General features: G+C 47.4%; 19 protein-coding genes. 11 read left to right on the top strand and 8 right to left on the bottom strand.

Annotated features, from left to right (window positions below; translation table 11 throughout):
- Positions 1-15: 15 nt before the first annotated feature.
- From MD588_RS08125 to MD588_RS08145, 5 genes are all read right to left on the bottom strand, one after another.
- A complete protein-coding gene (locus MD588_RS08125; protein ID WP_265696581.1) occupies positions 16-705 on the bottom strand; it encodes an ABC transporter ATP-binding protein in 690 nt (229 codons plus the stop codon).
- Positions 706-733: 28 nt separating this feature from the next.
- Positions 734-2014 (bottom strand): ABC transporter permease, encoded by a 1281-nt coding sequence (locus MD588_RS08130; RefSeq protein ID WP_265696583.1) that lies wholly within the window; start codon positions 2012-2014, stop codon positions 734-736.
- 1 nt (position 2015) lies between these two features.
- On the bottom strand, positions 2016-3233 hold the full coding sequence (locus MD588_RS08135; RefSeq protein ID WP_265696584.1) for an ABC transporter permease: 1218 nt from the start codon (positions 3231-3233) through the stop codon (positions 2016-2018).
- Positions 3230-4456, bottom strand: a complete 1227-nt coding sequence (locus MD588_RS08140; protein WP_265696929.1) for a TolC family protein — start codon at positions 4454-4456, stop codon at positions 3230-3232. The genes MD588_RS08135 and MD588_RS08140 overlap by 4 nt, the downstream gene beginning before the upstream one ends.
- Positions 4457-4589: 133 nt before the next feature.
- Positions 4590-5741, bottom strand: a complete 1152-nt coding sequence (locus MD588_RS08145) for an efflux RND transporter periplasmic adaptor subunit (protein WP_265696585.1) — start codon at positions 5739-5741, stop codon at positions 4590-4592.
- Between the two features lie 616 nt (positions 5742-6357).
- Between MD588_RS08145 and tal the strand changes: the two genes are divergently transcribed.
- The 9 genes from tal to MD588_RS08190 all read left to right on the top strand — a co-directional run bounded on the left by tal (position 6358) and on the right by MD588_RS08190 (position 14553).
- Positions 6358-7308: a transaldolase gene (gene tal, locus MD588_RS08150; protein ID WP_265696586.1), complete on the top strand. Its 951-nt coding sequence runs from the start codon at positions 6358-6360 to the stop codon at positions 7306-7308.
- Positions 7309-7407: 99 nt separating this feature from the next.
- On the top strand, positions 7408-9402 hold the full coding sequence (gene tkt / locus MD588_RS08155) for a transketolase (protein ID WP_265696587.1): 1995 nt from the start codon (positions 7408-7410) through the stop codon (positions 9400-9402).
- A 438-nt stretch (positions 9403-9840) separates the two neighbouring features.
- The gene (locus MD588_RS08160; RefSeq protein ID WP_265696588.1) at positions 9841-10317 is read left to right on the top strand and encodes a TetR/AcrR family transcriptional regulator; all 477 of its coding nucleotides are present in this window, start codon (positions 9841-9843) and stop codon (positions 10315-10317) included.
- 246 nt (positions 10318-10563) lie between these two features.
- Complete coding sequence (locus MD588_RS08165; protein ID WP_265696589.1) at positions 10564-10962, top strand: DUF2170 family protein; 399 nt, start codon at positions 10564-10566, stop codon at positions 10960-10962.
- Positions 10962-11648, top strand: coding sequence for a PspA/IM30 family protein (locus tag MD588_RS08170; protein ID WP_265696590.1), 687 nt, complete (start codon positions 10962-10964; stop codon positions 11646-11648). Before MD588_RS08165 ends, MD588_RS08170 begins: the two co-directional genes overlap by 1 nt.
- 63 nt (positions 11649-11711) lie before the next feature.
- Complete coding sequence (locus MD588_RS08175) at positions 11712-12737, top strand: potassium channel family protein (protein ID WP_265696591.1); 1026 nt, start codon at positions 11712-11714, stop codon at positions 12735-12737.
- Between the two features lie 89 nt (positions 12738-12826).
- Positions 12827-13462 (top strand): YjfK family protein, encoded by a 636-nt coding sequence (locus tag MD588_RS08180; RefSeq protein WP_265696592.1) that lies wholly within the window; start codon positions 12827-12829, stop codon positions 13460-13462.
- A 45-nt stretch (positions 13463-13507) separates the two neighbouring features.
- Positions 13508-13924 (top strand): DUF350 domain-containing protein, encoded by a 417-nt coding sequence (locus MD588_RS08185; protein WP_265696593.1) that lies wholly within the window; start codon positions 13508-13510, stop codon positions 13922-13924.
- A gap of 11 nt (positions 13925-13935) precedes the next feature.
- Positions 13936-14553 (top strand): DUF1190 family protein, encoded by a 618-nt coding sequence (locus MD588_RS08190; RefSeq protein ID WP_265696594.1) that lies wholly within the window; start codon positions 13936-13938, stop codon positions 14551-14553.
- A 93-nt stretch (positions 14554-14646) separates the two neighbouring features.
- Here MD588_RS08190 and MD588_RS08195 read toward each other — a convergent pair whose 3' ends face one another.
- Both MD588_RS08195 and MD588_RS08200 read right to left on the bottom strand, forming a co-directional pair.
- Positions 14647-15927, bottom strand: a complete 1281-nt coding sequence (locus MD588_RS08195; protein WP_265696595.1) for a cytochrome-c peroxidase — start codon at positions 15925-15927, stop codon at positions 14647-14649.
- A 244-nt stretch (positions 15928-16171) separates the two neighbouring features.
- The gene (locus tag MD588_RS08200; protein WP_265696596.1) at positions 16172-16771 is read right to left on the bottom strand and encodes a short chain dehydrogenase; all 600 of its coding nucleotides are present in this window, start codon (positions 16769-16771) and stop codon (positions 16172-16174) included.
- 95 nt (positions 16772-16866) lie between these two features.
- Between MD588_RS08200 and MD588_RS08205 the strand changes: the two genes are divergently transcribed.
- Both MD588_RS08205 and MD588_RS08210 read left to right on the top strand, forming a co-directional pair.
- On the top strand, positions 16867-17766 hold the full coding sequence (locus MD588_RS08205; protein WP_265696597.1) for a LysR family transcriptional regulator: 900 nt from the start codon (positions 16867-16869) through the stop codon (positions 17764-17766).
- A 115-nt stretch (positions 17767-17881) separates the two neighbouring features.
- Entirely contained in the window at positions 17882-18433 is a 552-nt protein-coding gene (locus MD588_RS08210; protein ID WP_265696598.1) for a porin family protein, read from the top strand.
- Positions 18434-18496: 63 nt separating this feature from the next.
- Here the strand turns inward: MD588_RS08210 and MD588_RS08215 are convergent, their stop codons facing one another.
- The gene (locus MD588_RS08215) at positions 18497-18973 is read right to left on the bottom strand and encodes an arsenate reductase/protein-tyrosine-phosphatase family protein (RefSeq protein ID WP_265696599.1); all 477 of its coding nucleotides are present in this window, start codon (positions 18971-18973) and stop codon (positions 18497-18499) included.
- Between the last annotated feature and the right edge of the window lie 108 nt (positions 18974-19081).

Here is a 19081-nt window from a genome sequence, read left to right on the forward strand (position 1 = left end):
GAATGAGATCTTCATCTAGCCACTTGTCAGCATTTCATCACCGACGACTTTCCCGTCTTTGATATTAATAATACGCTTTGTTCGGCGAGCCAGGGCATTATCGTGGGTAACAATAATCAAGGTGCATCCTTCCTGATGTAGTTCATTAAATAATGCTTCTATCTCAGCTCCTGATTTTGAATCTAAAGCTCCTGTCGGTTCGTCGGCCAGAATGATTTGGGGATCATTGACCAAGGCTCGGGCTATCGCGACACGCTGCTTTTGACCTCCGGATAATTGGTTAGGTTTATGATTCATTCGCTCGCCGAGCCCCACCCGCTTTAACAGCTCTGCCGCTTTGGCCCGACGGGTTTTCGCATTCACACCAGCGTACACCAAGGGTAAAGCAACATTTTCGAGTGCCGTGGCATATTCCAATAAATTGAAACTCTGAAACACAAAGCCGATCTTGTTGTTACGGATGACGGCGAGCTGATTGCGGCTCAAGGCAGGAACGTCACGGTCTTCCAAATGATAATGGCCTGAAGACGGTTTATCCAAACAGCCTAATACGTTCATCAGTGTCGATTTTCCTGAGCCCGACGGCCCGAGGATCGATAGAAACTCACCTCTGTTAATGGTCAGGTTAATCCCATCCAGGGCGTAAACGTCTTCATCACCACTTTTGTAGTGTTTGCTAATGCCATCAAGTTGAACTAGGGGCATGATATTCCTCGGATATATTGATGAGCGGCTATTCACTTTGCAGGGCTTCTAATGGCGTAATGCCTGCTGCATGACGGGCCGGAAACCATGCTGCGGCAATACCAACGATACTCAGCGCCAGTATGACGAGGCCGACAATGGTGAATGACAGTTCAGGTGTGGGCCTCCCTAAATACTCGTAAAGCCCGTTCCCCTGAATGGGAATGCTTTGAAGCAGTTGGACGAGGCTATATGTCAGGCCAAGCCCGATCAGGCCACCAATAGAGATAGTGATACACGCCTGGATCATATAGTGTAATTTGATGTCACCGGGTGTGGCCCCAACGGCCATTCTCACGCCGATATCGCGCGTCGCACGCTTGACCGTAGCGTACATGACGTTGGCTATACCAATCCCCGCAACGGCCAGGGTAATCAAGCCAATAATGCCAAGAAACCCCTGCAATCCAATGAGGAAATTGCGCATGGTTTTTTGCCTTAGCAGCATATCTTGCGTCTGGATCAGCTGTTCGTCCTGTACACTGGCGCCATATTTTCGCGCGATAACTTGTTTAGCGGTATCGGCGATTTTCTTACGGTCGAATCCATCTGCAGGCTTGATATGAATAGCCCCTAGCGATGCGTTGGCATTGAAGCGCAGCCATGTCGTAAACGGCACAAATAACGCGTAATCAATGGGGACTCCGTCCTCAATGTTGGAACTGTTGGCTTTTAATACGCCAATCACGGTGAAGTTTTCATCTCCCACTTTTACCTGTTTGCCTACGGGGGAAGATTCTAATTCAGGCATATTGTCCCAATCAAAATCATCGTTTTCGTTAAACAAACGGACTGCGGTGCTGCGACCCACCACGATGACTTTTCGTTGCTCTTTCATATCTAAAGGGTTAAACCACCGTCCGCCTGCGGCAATATCTAACCCGGTCAGATCTTTATATTGAGGGTAGACTGCCAGAGGTTGTTGCCATGTAGGGGTGTCTTTATACCGTACCGAGGCATCCCATGTGGCGCTGGGCTCGACTTGCTCAATCGCAGGCAAAGCCCGTAACACATCTACATCATCGGGTTTGAGCTTTAGCTGCTTACCTTTCGAAAAGTTACCGTAGTCTTGAGTAGCAAATCCACCCGTCAACATGATGAGGTTACCGTTACCATTACTGGTGGTGCGAATTAGCCCTTGCCGTAACCCTTCACCAATTGCGAGCATTGAAGCGATAGATACCGTTGCCCACACAATCGCCAGTATTGTCAGGCCAAGGCGCAGTTTTTCGGCGGCCATTTCTTGTAGAATTTGTCGAAACGGAAACATGCTATACCCTCGCGCTTAACGCAATAACCGGTGTCAGATTTGATGCGCGACGTGCGGGGAAAAACGAAGCCAGCAACGCAAGAACCACAGTGACAGAAAGTGCCATAACAATAGCGTCTATCGTGAGAACCGGGTTACCCAGCCAGTCCGGCAAACCAACTTGATTCATGATGGCAACCAAGCAATAAGAGAGAATGATCCCAAGCGCTGTTCCTACGGCCACCAGCATGCCCCCCTCCAGTAAGAATTGCATCAGGATGTTGTTAGGGGTAGCGCCTATCGCCAGGCGTACGCCAATTTCCCGGATTCGTTCGGTGACAGATAAGAACATAATATTAGCGACACCTAATGCGCCAACCGCGAGTGTCATTGCGCCACTGGCTCCCAGGAATAACTGAATACCGCGTAGCAGTGCGGTAAAGAACTTGGCATCCTGACTGAAATCGGGGATCCATACCGCACGACGATCGGTCGGGTCAAAGTGTTTTTGATTGGCAAAGAACGACAGCAGATTTTGCCGCAGGATCACCCCTGATATTCCTTCCGCTGGGGTCACCATTACCTGTGACGGTTTATCACTCCATAGATCGGTGAAGGTTGTGCTGGGTATGATGACCTGGCTGTCTTCGTAGCCCATCGACATGCCGCCTTCACTTTGTTTAGTAATACCGGTGACCAGAAAAGGAATACCATTGACCTTTAGCTTGTCGCCAATGGCTAGGTTACCTTGTTGTGCCAATTGCCAGCCGATAATCGCAACCCGGTTATGATTATTCAGATCACTCATGCTGATATCGCGAGAGCCCGGTGCGAGTTTGACTTTACGCATGCCGACATAATGATTGTCTACACCCCGAATATAACCGGGTAGCGTATGCCCGGTGATATCCGTAACACTGGCCTCCCACTTACGGTATAACACTGACACCGTTTTTATCGCTGATTGATTTTCGAGTTGACGAAACTCAGGTTCGGTAAATGTCAGCTCACGGCGAGCAGGCAGCCCTTGCCAGGGTTTACTGGTCATTTCGGGTACGGCTAATTGCGTGTCGCTCATTAACAATGAGAAAGACTTGGCGTTAATTTGATAGAAACCTTCACCTAAAGCCATCAGTACGAGCACAGAGACAATGCCCCATACGATAGCAATAATGGCGAGTAAGCTACGAAGCCTGTGAGCAAATAGCGTTTGCGCGATTTGTTGTAGCATCGGCATCATGATTCAAGCGCTCTCGATATTTGCGTAATCGTATCGTCGTCCAATTTACCCACAGATTGTAATAATGACACCCGATGTTGCCAGTATTGGTAAAGCAGTGCTTGCAGGTTGTTTTTGCTGCTAAATAAGTTGTTATGGGCAGTAATAACATCTGTCGCATCAACTAAACCAGCGTCATAAACGGCTTGTTTGCTTTTTAGGGCTTTTTCACGCGAGGCAATTTGTTGCTGCGCCATCTCAACCCGCTGCCAGTCAAGTTGCAGTTGGTTAAAGCGACTCTGGATGCTTTGCTTGATGTTGATTTCGACAATACGGATATCTTGTCTGGCCTGGTTAACAGACAAACTTGAGCGATCAACATTCGCACGGGTTGCACCGTTTAAATCAATCGGAATATTTAAGGTGAGACCTGCGCTCAAATCATCATGGTTACGACGATCGTTATCGCTATAACTCAGCGAACCTTCAATGGTTGGATAATATCCTGCCCTGGCTTGATCATACCGGTATTGGCTGGCCTTTAACGTCTGTTGCGCTGCCAATAATTCAGGGCTGTTATTTCGCGCCAGTGCTAGCCACTCTTTCTCGCTACTGACTAACATCGGCGGCTGTTTCAGTGACGTTATACTGATTTCATCTACTGAGTCAGGCAATTGACCAATCAAGGCCATTAAAGCGGCTTGCAGCGTATCAATATCTGAACGAACCTGAAGGATCAGCGCTTGCTCATCAACATGGTTGGCACGCATATCCTCAACCTCTGTCGCCATTACACCGCCTGCAGCATAACGCTGCTCAGTGATTTTGAGCACTTTCTGCCCTTCATCGAGCTTCTGCTTTGCTAGACGAAAATCCCCCTGAGCCTTGGCTAAGTTAAGGTAGGCGGTGACCAGCTTTTCAGCAAGATCATTGTGTGCTTGACGTTCTTTTAATTGCGAACTGGCAAAAGAGGCTTCAGAAGCCTCTAAACCTGACCATTTGGAGCTGTCCCAGATTGTTTGACTCAGGGTTACCGAATAGCCATTGGTATTCTCACCATTCTCGCTCCAGTTTGAGTTAGCGTTTGCACTTAGCCCCGGAAGCAAATTACTACGACTTGAACGGATACCGGTTTCGCTGATTTGGGTATCAATTTGCGCTTTTTGATAACTTGGATCGTAAGCTTTTGATGCCTCCCATGCCTGCTCAATGGTGATGGCGTGGCTAGGCGGTGTTATTCCCATGAACAACACCGCCCCTAAAATACGTAATGTTGTTTTAGGTGAAACCGACTTGCGACATAACCCCGGTTTTGTATACGCCTCTTGCTTTGTATACGAACCGTTTTTTTCAGCTGTAGCATCAAGTTGAGTCAGATTAAGCATTCGGTATTGCTCCCATCATGCTGTAATCAACAATCTGCTCGCCTTGCTCTATACCTGAAATAACTTCCACGTTGATACCGTCAGATAATCCAAGTTTGACCGGAACCGCGTGGAAACCTTGCTCAGATTCATCGGGGATCAATACTTCAGGCTCGTCACCGTTATCACCGCTAAATTGCAAAACCCGCTCTGGAATCGTGGTGATTTTCTCGGCTTTCTTCAGAGTGATCTGTGCGGTTGCAGAAAACCCGGAACGCACAATGAGGCCATCAGGGAATTGAATGTTGCTTACTTCGACCTGGAAGCCGTTATCAAAACTACGCTGCCCGGTCGTTGATGATTCTTGCGATGAATTGAGCTTTTCAGACTGCACAGCAACCTTGCTCAACGTGCCTGTTACCTCCGTTTCAGGGTAAGGGGCGAGCGTCATGGTAACGGGCATACCGACACTTAATCGCGCGGCATCGTGCTCGCTCACACTGCCCTTGAATATCATGTCATTCATATTGGCTAATGACATCATTTGAGTGGCTGATTGGCTCGATTCAGTCGATATAATCGGTTCACCCACCTCAACGTTAAGGTTCAAAACGGTGCCAGAGATCGGTGCCACGATAGTTGATGTGAGTTTTGATTCACCTATTGATGATTCGCCGCTGCGGATCAGGTCTAAATTCTGTTGTTTTTGCTGTAGATCAGCATTGTTCTGGCGTACATCGGCTTGTGCCTGAATGTAATCACCGTAGTTTTTAGGAATGACCTGGTTTTGAACCAAGCGCTCAAGGTTTGAAAGCTTTTGCTTGGAGGATTCTAATTGCGCCTGACTCGACATCAGCTCAGTGATGGCTTGCGTTAAACGCTGTGGTGTTGGATTAGGACGGATCTTGATCAGCGGCGTACCAGCTTCAACGTCCTCACCAACATAATGATAGATCTCACCAACAATCCCTTCGATTTGAGATTTAATTTGAACGGAATGTGCGGGCACTATTTGCCCAACGGCAACGGCTTGTTTTTCGATGGTCCCTATTTCAACAGTAATTAAAGGTAATGGCATGCTATCTTCTGCATTTACTGTGAAGTAATAACCAATACCGGCTACGATAGCTGTTGTAATGGCAGCCGAAATCCAGCGTTTTTTCATGATGTGTTCCGTTTAAAGGCGAGTATTTGTCTTGTTACTTTGAGTCGGACCTTAATGTCTAACTTAAATTGAACGCAATAATACAGCGTTCAATAATGGGTGTCATGTATGAGTATGTATGCATTGAAGAACAACAAAGAAAACAAACTGCGAGGTAATGACCTTCAACGCCCTAAACTCTGAACTTTTGCCTGCAGATAACAACTAATGCCGCTTTTTTCATATCCAATTACTTACGTAATTGCTCACTCTTTATCAAATTGCCATGAATTTCACCCTCGCCACCCGAGCAACCGCTCACACTGCGGATCATATGCTCACACCATAAACATTCGAAACCAGCCATAATTATCAACAGATTTTGTTATCAACAGCTATATATCAGGCCAAAGCCAATGAAAAATGAGACCTATGCACGATTTGACACTGTTTATAATTGACAAGTTGCAGTAAAAAGCTAATTATCAACCCATCAATTGTTCTTTGATGATCCATATGTTCACAGGCCATGTTTTTGGTTTGAAACATTTGGGTTAATTACAGGTAAAATTACCTATTCTGGCTACACTTTTAGCTAGCAATCAGACAAGCCCTAACACTTTGAAGGTCGAAAGATATGAGCACTAAACTGGAACAACTGCGCGCGCTAACAACTGTTGTTGCTGACACTGGCGACATTGAGGCTATCAGTAAGTATCAACCGGAAGATGCGACTACAAACCCATCTCTGATCCTTAAAGCAGCCCAGATTGCTGAATATGCTCCTCTTATTGATGCATCGATCGCTTACGCAAAAGCACAAAGCGACGACAAAGCACAGCAGGTTCAAGACACTTGCGACATGCTTGCAGTAAACATCGGTAAAGAAATCCTAAAAGTTGTACCAGGCCGTATCTCTACTGAAGTTGACGCTCGCCTTTCTTACGACACAGAAGGCAGCATCACTAAAGCTCGTCAGCTAATTAAAATGTACAACGATGCTGGCATCACTAACGATCGCATTCTGATCAAACTGGCTTCTACTTGGGAAGGCATCCGTGCTGCTGAAGTACTAGAGAAAGAAGGCATCAACTGTAACCTTACTCTACTGTTCTCTTTTGCTCAGGCTCGTGCATGTGCAGAAGCAGGCGTATTCCTGATTTCTCCTTTCGTGGGTCGTATCATGGACTGGTACAAAGCGAAAGAAGGCCGTGATTTCGAAGCACAGGAAGATCCAGGTGTTATCTCTGTAACGAGCATCTACAACTACTACAAAGAACACGGCTACAACACTGTCGTTATGGGCGCAAGCTTCCGTAACACTGGCGAAATCCTAGAACTTGCTGGTTGTGACCGCCTGACCATCAGCCCACAGCTGCTACAAGAACTAAGCGACGCTGAAGGCGAAGTGGTTCAGAAGCTTTCTGCAGACGTTGAAGTTAAAGAACGTCCAGCAGCAATGACTCACGCTGAATTCCTATGGGATCACAACCAAGATGCTATGGCGGTTGAGAAACTGGCTGACGGTATCCGCAACTTCGCGGTTGACCAGGGCAAACTAGAAGCAATGATTGCTGAGCGTCTGTAAGCCTTAGACATATTTCAGAAAGCGGCCAACCAGCCGCTTTCTTACATTTCTGTATCGATATAATTATCGACTCAAATAAATTCTATAGTGGAAACCAATATGGAACGTAAAGTGTTAGCAAATGCAATCCGTGCCCTAAGCATGGACGGTGTACAGCAAGCAAATTCAGGTCACCCAGGCGCACCTATGGGTATGGCTGATATCGCTGAAGTATTGTGGCGTAGCCACATGAACCACAACCCACAAAACCCAGAGTGGGCTGATCGCGACCGTTTTATCCTGTCAAACGGCCATGGTTCAATGCTGATCTACTCACTGCTTCACCTTACTGGTTACGATCTATCTATCGATGATCTGAAGAACTTCCGTCAGCTTCACTCAAAAACACCGGGTCACCCTGAGTACGGTTATGCACCGGGTATCGAGACGACTACTGGTCCACTAGGCCAGGGTATTACTAACGCAGTAGGTATGGCGATTGCTGAGAAAGCAATGGCTGACCAGTTCAACCGCGAAGGCCACGATATCGTTGACCACTACACCTACTCGTTCCTGGGTGACGGTTGTATGATGGAAGGTATCTCTCACGAAGCATGTTCTCTTGCTGGCACACTAGGCCTAGGCAAGCTAGTTGCTTTCTGGGATGACAACGGTATCTCTATCGACGGTGAAGTTGAAGGCTGGTTCTCTGACGACACACCTAAGCGTTTCGAAGCATACGGCTGGCACGTAATTCCAGCAGTAGACGGTCACGATCCAGAAGCGATCAACGCCGCTATCGAAGCAGCTAAAGCAGAAACAGGCAAGCCAACGCTTATCTGCTGCAAAACAATCATCGGCTTCGGTTCGCCAAACAAAGCCGGTTCTCACGACTGTCACGGTGCGCCACTAGGTGCTGAAGAAATCGCAGCAGCACGTGAATTCCTAGGCTGGAACCACGGTCCTTTCGAAATCCCTGCAGACGTAGCTGCTGAGTGGGATGCGAAAGAAGCAGGTGCAGCGAAAGAAGCAGCATGGGACGAGAAGTTTGCCGCATACGCAGCAGCACATCCTGAGCTAGCAGCAGAATTCAAGCGCCGTACAAATGGCGAGCTACCTGCACAGTGGGAAGAGCAAGCAAATGCTATCATTGCAGATCTTCAAGCGAACCCTGCTAACATCGCATCACGTAAAGCCTCTCAAAACGCTCTAGAAGCCTTTGGTAAACTACTACCAGAATTCATGGGCGGCTCTGCTGACCTTGCGCCTTCTAACCTGACTATGTGGTCTGGTTCTAAGTCTCTTGAAGCGAACGACTTCACTGGTAACTACATCCACTACGGTGTACGTGAATTCGGTATGACAGCTATCATGAACGGTATTGCCCTGCACGGCGGTTTCGTACCATACGGCGCAACATTCCTAATGTTCATGGAATACGCACGTAACGCAATGCGTATGGCTGCGCTGATGAAAGTGCAGAACATCCAGGTTTACACTCACGACTCAATCGGTCTGGGTGAAGATGGTCCTACGCACCAGCCTGTAGAGCAAATCGCTTCTCTGCGTCTGACGCCTAACATGAGCACATGGCGCCCATGTGACCAGGTTGAATCTGCAGTGGCTTGGAAATTCGCTATCGAGCGTAAAGACGGCCCAACATCACTGATCTTCTCGCGTCAGAACCTTGCACAGCAAGAGCGTACTGAAGCACAGGTTGCTGACATCGCTAAAGGTGGCTACATCCTGAAAGATTGTGAAGGCAAGCCTGAGCTAATCCTGATCGCTACTGGTTCTGAAGTTGAACTAGCAACAGAAGCATACGTACAGCTAACAGCTGAAGGCCGCAAGGTTCGCGTTGTTTCTATGCCAGCAACTGATCTGTTCGACAAGCAAGATGCTGCTTACCGCGAAGCGGTACTGCCATCAGACGTAACTGCTCGTATCGCTATCGAAGCTGGTATTGCGGACTTCTGGTACAAGTACGTTGGCTTCGGCGGTCGCATCATCGGTATGACTACCTTCGGCGAATCTGCACCAGCAGGCGAGCTGTTCAAGATGTTTGGTTTCACAACTGAAAACGTTGTAAACACTGCTAAAGAACTACTGGCTTAATCGCCTGCCGATAGTTCAATATAACGCAAAACAATAGGGTGCTTCACTGTATTGCACCTCTGTACCTACCAAATTGCCGGGTATTCTACCCGGCTTTTTTTTACCTGAAACACACTAACGGCTCTCGTCGAACAATCCCCCTTCTTTTCTTTAACCTCACCAATAAACAGTACGCCACACTGAAAAATATTGCAGGCAAATACCGTTTACCATACCATAAGTAACTATCCGATTTTACCATGGTCTTAAACCACTAATAATGACAATAACTATGGTGCAATTGATGACAGATATCCCCCATCAGCAGTAAATATCGGGCTCCCTCCTAACGGAGTTGTGCTATCCGTTTGCCTACAGCTGGCTGGCTTTGTATGAAAACCAATCGGAATAAGCCGAGAAAACCGTGATATCACTACCAATGCAACTGGATACAATATAATGGCCAAAGTAACCTCGAAAGAATCCCAGAAAACCCGCCAGAAAATCATCGATGCTGTGATCACATGCTTGCTTGATCCTCAGCTCGGTTACGAGAAAATGACTTATACACGGCTACAGACAATGACTGGTATCTCACGCGGCGGAATACTGAATCACTTCAAGAAGAAAGTAGACTTTCTAAATGCACTCGACGGCGAAATTTTCGATACGGTACTGACATCGCTTGATCTGAGTAACCGAGAAAGCTTCACCCACTCTTTCGAGCAAGCCATCACCCAGCCCAAGTTTAGAGCCGTATTACAGTTGCTGATCGGCAATATCTCTCATCACACAGCCATCGCAAAGGCCAAACAAAACTGGCAGGAGCTCGAAGACCTAATTGAACAGAAACTGGGAAAAGAGGCTAAGGAGTATGATCTTCCTCGCCTGCTAGGCAAGAGCTTCAACATCATGCTCAACCTGGAAAAAGCGTGATCGCCCCTAAACCGCGTGCTAACCCCCTTCACGATACAGGCTGGTAGACCCTAGCCTATAGTCCTGCCAAAACGAAATCCACTCCCCCCACCCTACCCTCAACGAGTGCGTGTAGTAAAAGCCCCATAACAGCTCACAAAATCACAACAAATTATCCACATTAGATGGCAATTAAGTTGTTTAACCCCATAATAAGAGTACACTTTTTGATCAACATGCGGACAACTAACCCATAAGGTATCAACTATGACATGGCAATTATCAGATCTTCTTCCGATCCTGAGTGAACATGAAGGCTGGCAGGTCGAGGCCAATGAGCAGACGCTGATTCTCCGTAATGAGGACAATATCGAAGCTTTTCTCGCTGTCGCAGGCGAACAGATCCTTGTTGAAGTGCTGCTATTTCCGCAGGCACAAGTCAAAGATATCAACGCATTGAATAACGATATCTTGCGGACCCATAAGATGTTCCCGTTATCAACCATTGGAATCAATGAAATAGAGGGCAACAGCTACTATGTGGCATTTGGCTCTTTATCTTCCCAATCAAAGGCCGAAAGTGTGGTGATTGAAGTCGCTACCCTGTTCCGTAATGTTGAAGCCTTTATCGACCTTTACCAAGATCACCTCGCGGAGATTGCATAATGAGCGTTTGGAAAAAGTTATTTACGGCTATTAAAGGCGGTGCAAACGAGGCTGCAGAATCAGTGGCGGATAGCCAGGCACTACGAATCCTTGATCAGGAGATCCGAGAAGCCAAACAAGAACTTCGCCGTTCTGACGAAGCGTTGGTGACGATTGTCGCCAAACGCAAAATGTCCAACCAGAAAGTCGACGCCTTCAATAACGGTATTGCAGAGTATGAGGGCCATGCACGCGGCGCAATGGAAAAAGGCCAGCAAGAACTGGCTCTTGAATGCGCCCAAAAAGTGGCGACACTGCGTAATGAACAGCAGGCAGAGCAGACATACCTCGATCAGTTTGTCGCGTCCGAGCAAAGCATGCGTACCAATATTGCGCAAGCAAAAGACAAGCTGCGTCAGCTTGAACAGCAAGTCGATGTAGTGAAAGCGAACGAGGCAGTCCAGAAAGCACAATCTGCAGTGTCTGCCACCAACGTCGGCGCCAATGCCAAAATGCATACTGCCGTTGAGTCACTCGATAGAATCAAGCAACGCCAGGCCGAAAAATCCGCCCAGTTGGAAGCGGCTGCGGAGATGGCTGAAGAGCAATCAGGCAGCAGTCTTGACAAGAAACTGGCTGAAGCCGGGATTACTCCGGGAGCAAAGTCATCAGCCGAAGATGAGCTCGCCCGGATTTTAGGCAAGTAAAACTATTGCTTTGACTACATTATCCCAAGAGAGCCCGCAAGCAGGTAAGCCCCGGAGGTAACAATGTCACTATGGATTCTCTTCCAACGCTGGGCGGTACGTAATTTCGCCCAGTTAAATGGACGAAACCTTCTGCTTACCTTGCTCGGCTACTGTGTCATAAGCTGGCTATTACTGACGATAGCCGGCGAACACGATCTCACGCGATCATTCACCGACTTTATTTATTACCTCTTTGTAACAGCCTCTACTGTTGGCTACGGAGATATGTCACCGACCACGGCAACTGGGAAGTGGGTCGCCTCCTTATTCGTGATCCCTGGCGGTCTTGGCCTGTTTGCTTTAGGCGTGGGGCGTGTCGCCAGTGTCTTCATTCATTATTGGAAAAGTGGCCTATTGGGAAAACGGAGCCTCAATGTGAACAACCATATTTTAGTACTGGGCTGGAACGAACAGCGGACCCTCCACCTTATCAAAATGCTGCAATACGAAGAGAAAGGCCATCGCCCGATCGTCTTGTGTGTCCGTCCTGAAATCGAAAACCCCCTTCCGGGTGAAGTCGAGTTTGTCCGGGTTGCCAGCTTTACCGATAGCGAAGGTATGGCTCGCGCCAATATCGAAAAAGCGAGCTGTATCCTCATCGATAACCCTGAAGATGACGTCACTCTGTCAGCCGCCTTATTCTGTGCTAACAAAAATCCAGGCGCCCATCTACTGGCTTACTTCAATGATGAAGCGCTTAGCCAATTATTGAAGCAACACTGCCCGAATGCCGAGTGTATTCCCTCCGTCTCCGTTGAGATGTTGGCCAAGGCGGCCATTGATCCCGGCTCCAGCGAACTACATCACGAATTGCTCAGTACCCATCAAGGTATGACTCAATATTCAGTAACTTACCCAGCAGACTGCACAACCACCAGCATTGAGGCTTTGTTCTCCTCTTTCAAAGAGCAGTATGAAGCCATACTGATCGCCATCGATGCTGGCAACGGCGTAGAACTCAACCCATCTCTTCAACGTGAAGTACCACCGGGCGCGAAGCTTTTCTATATTTCAGATGAACGTGTCCATAACTTCAAATGGCATTAAGCCATATAACTGCTGTATAGAAACAAACGCACATAGCCAGCTGGATAAATCGCTATCCAGCCTATCTAAAGCACAAATCAGGAGCCAATATGTTTGATTGGTTTAAGAAAAAAACAGCGCCACAAGACTCTGCCCCTAAGCCGCCTGAAATCCTAGGCTTGAGGCTTGGCGGCGCCTTCGAGTTAGATGACCTGAAACTTCGCCTTATCGAGCCGGATCTGGTGATAGAAGGCGCATCCCGCACCCAACTGATTAAAGCTGTTGGCGAGGTTCAACTCGATGAACAGACCCGCCTGCTACGCTATTACACCGATGACGACGGATTTATTCAAGTACTGACCCATGGCACTAGCGAGGCTGATATCAGCGAGGTAAAGCTCTATTACTTCTATGATACTAAGCCAATTGATACCGAGTCAGAGTGGAAGCATTTACTTCACAACCAAATCGTACAACCCACTTGGGAGCTCGAAGGCCACCTCTTTGAAAAAGTATGGGAAAACAGTCGCCCAGTTGCAATGACCGAAAAAACCTGGCTTGAAAACGGCAAAATCAGCGAAACCGATCAATTCGTCATGATCTATGAACGTGAAGTCGGCAATGACGTTTTCGAATCGGTATTGGTTGCCGGGGAAGAGCAAATTGTTCATCACCGTGCAGAACGCAGCCTGGCAACCAGTACCGGTATAAACCTTTCTCCAACAGACTTTAAGCTGATTGGCTAAGGTGTGTCCGTTAATTTGTAACTATTTAATTTATTAGGAATTCACATGGAAGTTTTTGCAAACTCTCTTGCTGGTCTAGGGGCTTTTTTACTGTACTTTTCACTATCTCTAGGCTTCTTGCTGCTGTTTAAGTTTGTGTATGTACGATTCACGCCACATGACGAGTGGAAACTGGTCAAAGATCAGCAGAACATAGCTGCCGCTATCGGCCTTTCGGGCTCGATAGTCGGTTACTGCCTGGCGATAGCTGGGGCGGCCAGCAACTCCGTCAATTTAGTCGATTTTGCCATTTGGGGTGTCGTTGCGCTAATTGCCCAGTTGATTGCCTTCTTCATTGTACGCTTCGGTTTTATGCCTAAAATCGTCGAGCGTATTGAAGCCGGCGAGATCCCTGCCGGCATTGTGATGGCAGCAACCTCCGTTTCGGTCGGCCTACTCAATGCCGCTTGCATGACTTACTAGGAGCTACCGCTATGAAACGAAGTAAGCAGGTGGTATTGGCTAGCATGCGCAAAAACTGGCAGACCTTCTCCGTTGCTCCAGTGACCGTTGCTTTTGCCGGTGCCATGCTTTCCGGATGTAGCGATACCAGTAGCGAAGCATCTATCTACCAAAGCTTAGATGACTGTATCGATGACAACCCCAATTACAGCAGTGAATGTCAGGCCGCATACCAGTATGCGCTAGAAGAAGCCGAACGTACCGCCCCTAAATACCAGACACAAAGTGATTGTATCGCTGAATTTGGTGTCGGTGCCTGTGTCCAGTCACAGCGCAACAACTGGTTTATGCCAGCCATGGCAGGATTTATGTTTGGCCGTATGATGGACAGTAACCGTGGCTACTATTCTCAGCCTATGTTCCGTTCCTATTACCCCGGCAGTATTTTCTATGATCGCTGGACCACCGCCGACGGCTACGATTATGGCCGCAGTAGCTATAAGAAAACCAAGGTTCGGGTGTCAAAAGATCAGATGAAACCCAAGCCCGCCGTGAGCCGTACGATTTCACGCGGCGGCTTCGGCTCTACGGTTTCAGCAAAATCAAGCTGGAGCAAATCATCCAGTGGCAGCAAAAGCTGGGGCGGTTGATCCGGCCATGACCAATAATACCAATCAGCATAAGCCAGCATCTGCTGGCTTTTTTAGGTTTGACATAAATAATACCAATCATCCGAATTTGTATTACTCGGAAAACGGATCACTGAATATTGGGTTAGCCAGGAAATCCTCATCCGTCAGAGCTTCCATAAACGCCACCAGCGCCTCTTTCTCTTCCTCAGTCAAATTGAGCCGGATAGGCGGTCCAGTAAGGCTCCGGTTAACCCTCAAATCAGGACTTAAATTAGGGTGCGGCTGTACCCCGCTGTTATAAAACTCCACCACGTCCATCAGAGTCTCAAATCGCCCGTCATGCATATAGGGAGCCCCAACGGCAATATTTCTCAGTGAGGGTGATTTAAAAAAACCACCTCCCGCCCCTGGATCATCACTGGTATTTGCATCAAGGCCATTCACATGTGACCGATCAAGGGTATGAGCAGACGTATGATGACAAGCAGCACAACCGGCCCCTCCCCTGTCAGGTGGAGTCGTGAAGAGTTGATGCCCCATCATTTGCTGCTCGGTAAACACCGCAGCAAAGTCTGGTTCATTCCACTCACCGGCACTAAAGGCCTGATCATATGTTGACTGGTAAGACACCATAGAGCGAATAAACTGTGCCATCGCCTCTGAGATACGCTGGCTGGTAATGGCTTCATCACCAAATGCTTTCGTGAACAACTCGGGATAAAAACTGGTTTCCGCCAGCTTCGATTCCAGTGCAAACAGATCCATCCCCATTTCGACCGCATCCTGTATTGGCATTAACACTTGCTCCTCCAGCGTAGCCGCACGCTCATCCCAGAAGAAGCTTTTCGGCGAATAATACGTCGCATTAGTCAGCCCCATTGAATGACGGCCTGTTTTTCCACCATCGAAACCAATACTAAGCTGTGCGGGATCGGTAAACCCATGCTGCTGGATATGGCAGGAAGCACAGGACGTCGTATTATTGGCTGATAGCCTAACATCATAAAAAATCACCCGCCCGAGGTTAGCACTGTCATTACGGACAGGATTAGAAAAAGGAGTATTGTCCTGGGAGCGGACATTACCAAACGGTGAGGTAATCGAAGTGTAGTATCGAGGCTGATCATCAAGATAAGCTTCATAGTCATGGCTAACATCAAGATTAGGCATGGGAAGACCATCAATATCGACTCGCGGTTCAGGTGGAGAAGGCTCTTCCGGTTCAAATGGCTGTGGTTCAGGCTCTGCATTATCTTGGGCATCAGCACCATCCGATGTTGCTGCTGCAGCCCCCCCTTCAGCATCGCTTGCGCTATCACCACCAGAATTATCCCGGCATGAAACTACAGACGTCAGCGCAACGACCAATAATACACACATAGAAGTATTCATCAGAAACACTCCAGTTCTCACGACTCAATTATTATTATGAATAGAGCTCATCACTCCACATAACCACAATAGGTGTAAGTTAATTGTCTTGCTTCTGACTAGTGAGATATTGGTCAGGTCTTTTGAGTACTCTTGCTCTCTTTTTACAATCTCGCTATCGGGGGGCATAAAAAAGCCCAATCAAACATTGGGCAAAAATTAAGAATGCCTTTAAAGAGGAAAGACACAATTAGCGAGTTTAGATTTAAATATAGTCAGTGATATCCAATGTCTGACCGTGCATATCACCCGTGACTGCAGCCTCGTATGCAATCGCGGTATCTGCAGCCGAAACACCATCGATCGTATCCATCCCCATCATCGCCATGGTTTCCTTAACGAATACCGGTGCCACTACATTTAATCTTAGTTGATGCAATTCCAGGGCAGCAGCTTTCACAAAACTTTCCAGAGCGCCGTTGGCCATACTTATTGACGCACTACCCGGCATAGGCTGTCGAGACAGCACCCCGGAAGTCAAAGTTATCGAACCACCTTGCTTCACATATTCAGCGCCAATACGTACCAGATTCACCTGGCCCATCAACTTGTTATTCAGCGCCAGCTGATAGTCATCGTCACTCAGGGCCTGAAACGGTGCAAAGTTAGCCTGACCTGCGGTAGAAATGACGGCGTCGACTTTGCCTACCGTCTCAAACATTGCCTTAATTGATTCGCTTTGGCCTAAGTCAACCTGCACGTCACCACCAGAAAAACTGGCAGAAATAACCTCATGCTCATCGGCCAGACGCGCAGCGACGGCTCTGCCAATAGTACCTGTTGCGCCAATAAGAAGAATTTTCATAACCTGCTCCACACTATTGCTGTCCGTTTAAGTTGGTATTAGCTTAGCCTGTGCGTAAAATAGAAAAATAACCTAAAAATGAAATGATTATTCTTGTGAAAAGAAAGATAGATCTGGTCAAGGCCATGCGCACCTTCTTGGTCGTCGTTGAACAACAGAGTTTCAGCGCCGCTTCTCGTCAGCTTAATCTGGTCACATCAGCCGTCAGCCGACAAGTTAGTGATCTAGAAAAGCACTTTGGGTGCCAGTTACTCTATCGAACAACCCGTGCAATGCACCTAACCGCTGAGGGGCGTTATTACCTGGAACAATTTAAAGATGTGATAATGCGGCTAGACAACCTGGAGACCAACGCTCATCAAAGGCAGAAGCGTATCGCCGGTCATATCCGACTTACCGCCCCTTTTAACTCCGGCCATCTGGGAGTGCAGTATCTTCTTAGCGACTTCCTCAAGCAATATCCCGAGGTCAAACTGTCATGGATGCTCGTCAACCGCTACGTAAACATTGTCGAAGAAGGTATCGACCTGGCCATTAGGGTCGGTGAATTGCCAGACTCCAGCCTGATCGGCCGTAAAATCGATGAAATGAAAGTCCTTTTTGTCGCAAGCCCAAATTACCTGGAGCAACACGGCGTACCCTCACACCCGAAGGAGCTCATGACCTTACCCTGTGTAATAGACAACTCAAATCGCCAGCCCGGTAAGTGGCGCTATATCGAAGGTAAAAAAGAACAGCATGTTAATGTAAATATCGCCATCGAGGTCAACCAAGGCGAGCTCGTTGCCCAGTTTGCCGCATCCGGTCACGGGGTTGCACAGCTACCCGAATTTTTGGTGCAACCACTAATAGAGTCGGGGGAATTAATACCGCTCCTCACTGAATTTAACCTTACACCTCTGCCGGTATCACTGGTATATCCCGCCAACCGACTCATCAACCCGGCCCTCAAAGCATTAATTGACTATATTCTTGAACACCCACTGAAAGAGTGACAACAAAGCGTTTCAAATTAGGCCACTACGAAACCTCTGCTTTATATAAATTGTATGGAATTGTCCGCCTGAATATAAATAAAACCGACTTATAGGTAACATAAAGAAATGAACAATGTTTTTTAAGCTCTGTATGAAAAAGCTGATCCCTCTATTACTCTTGACCTGCTCAACAAGCTGTTTTGCAGTTGACCACCACGTAGCGCTGCGCCTAGGTGGCGGTTCTATCTCCAATGACGATCATGCGGACGCTGGGTTTGCATTTCAGCTCGGGTATAACTACCTTTTTACCCCCTATCTTGCTCTCGATACCGCTTACTATGCCAACTCAGGTGGTCTCGGCTACGTGGGCAGCCTGGGTTTCCTTGATGAAATATCGAGTATTGAAGGCGGACTACTAGGCGCAAAAGCACAATATCCGGTGTTACCTTTCCTGACGTTATTTGCCAGGGCCGGAGTGAATTACTCTTCTGTTGAAGTTACCTCTGAAATCCGTAAAGAAGAGGACATCACTAAAAGGTATAGTGGCGTGAATCCATATTATGGTGCAGGTACTGAAATAACCTTTGGCCAGCATGTCGGTATTACGATTGAATACCAACGAATTGAACTCAGCCATAATTTCAGTAGCGATAACTGGCTTACCGGCGTCAATATTAAGTTTTAGAACTGGCTAGCATCATTTATTCTAAGTGCCTCAGCACGACACTTAGAATAAATTTGAGGCTGACTACATTTTCCTGAGCTTTTCCAGTTCATGACAAATATCATCATGCATCATTTTTTCAAAGTAGAACGCACCCAATTTATCAATACGACGCTTCAGCGACGCCGACACCTGGCGATACTGTTCTTCAAACTCATCTTTGCTCATACCCGACTCAATTGGGGTGTATAATTCCCAATTTACTCTAATCCCACCAGCCCCCCAGTTCGGACTTGCGTCGATTTCACTGTGCTGGCTCTCACCAAAGGAAATAACAATATCAGGCTTGAAACCTGTTAGTTCATCCCATGATTTGCTATGAAAATCGTCTGGATTAAGCCCCATATCATCAAGGTAACTTTCAATATAGGGATGAAGCTCTCCAACTGGCTCACTCCCTGCGCTAGCCACTTCAAAACGTTCAGGCAAACACTTTTGTGCTATCGCTTCTGCAAGAATACTGCGACAAGCATTATCACGACAGGTGAACATTATTTTCATGCTTTTTCCCTAATTTCACTCCATAAAGTATTCAGTTTAGGAAGAAATACCAGAAACAAGATGACAAATTTTTATTATCGAATTAAAAACTCAAATTCGAGACAAATA

The organism is Photobacterium obscurum (assembly GCF_026191635.1).
Lineage (GTDB): Bacteria > Pseudomonadota > Gammaproteobacteria > Enterobacterales > Vibrionaceae > Photobacterium > Photobacterium obscurum.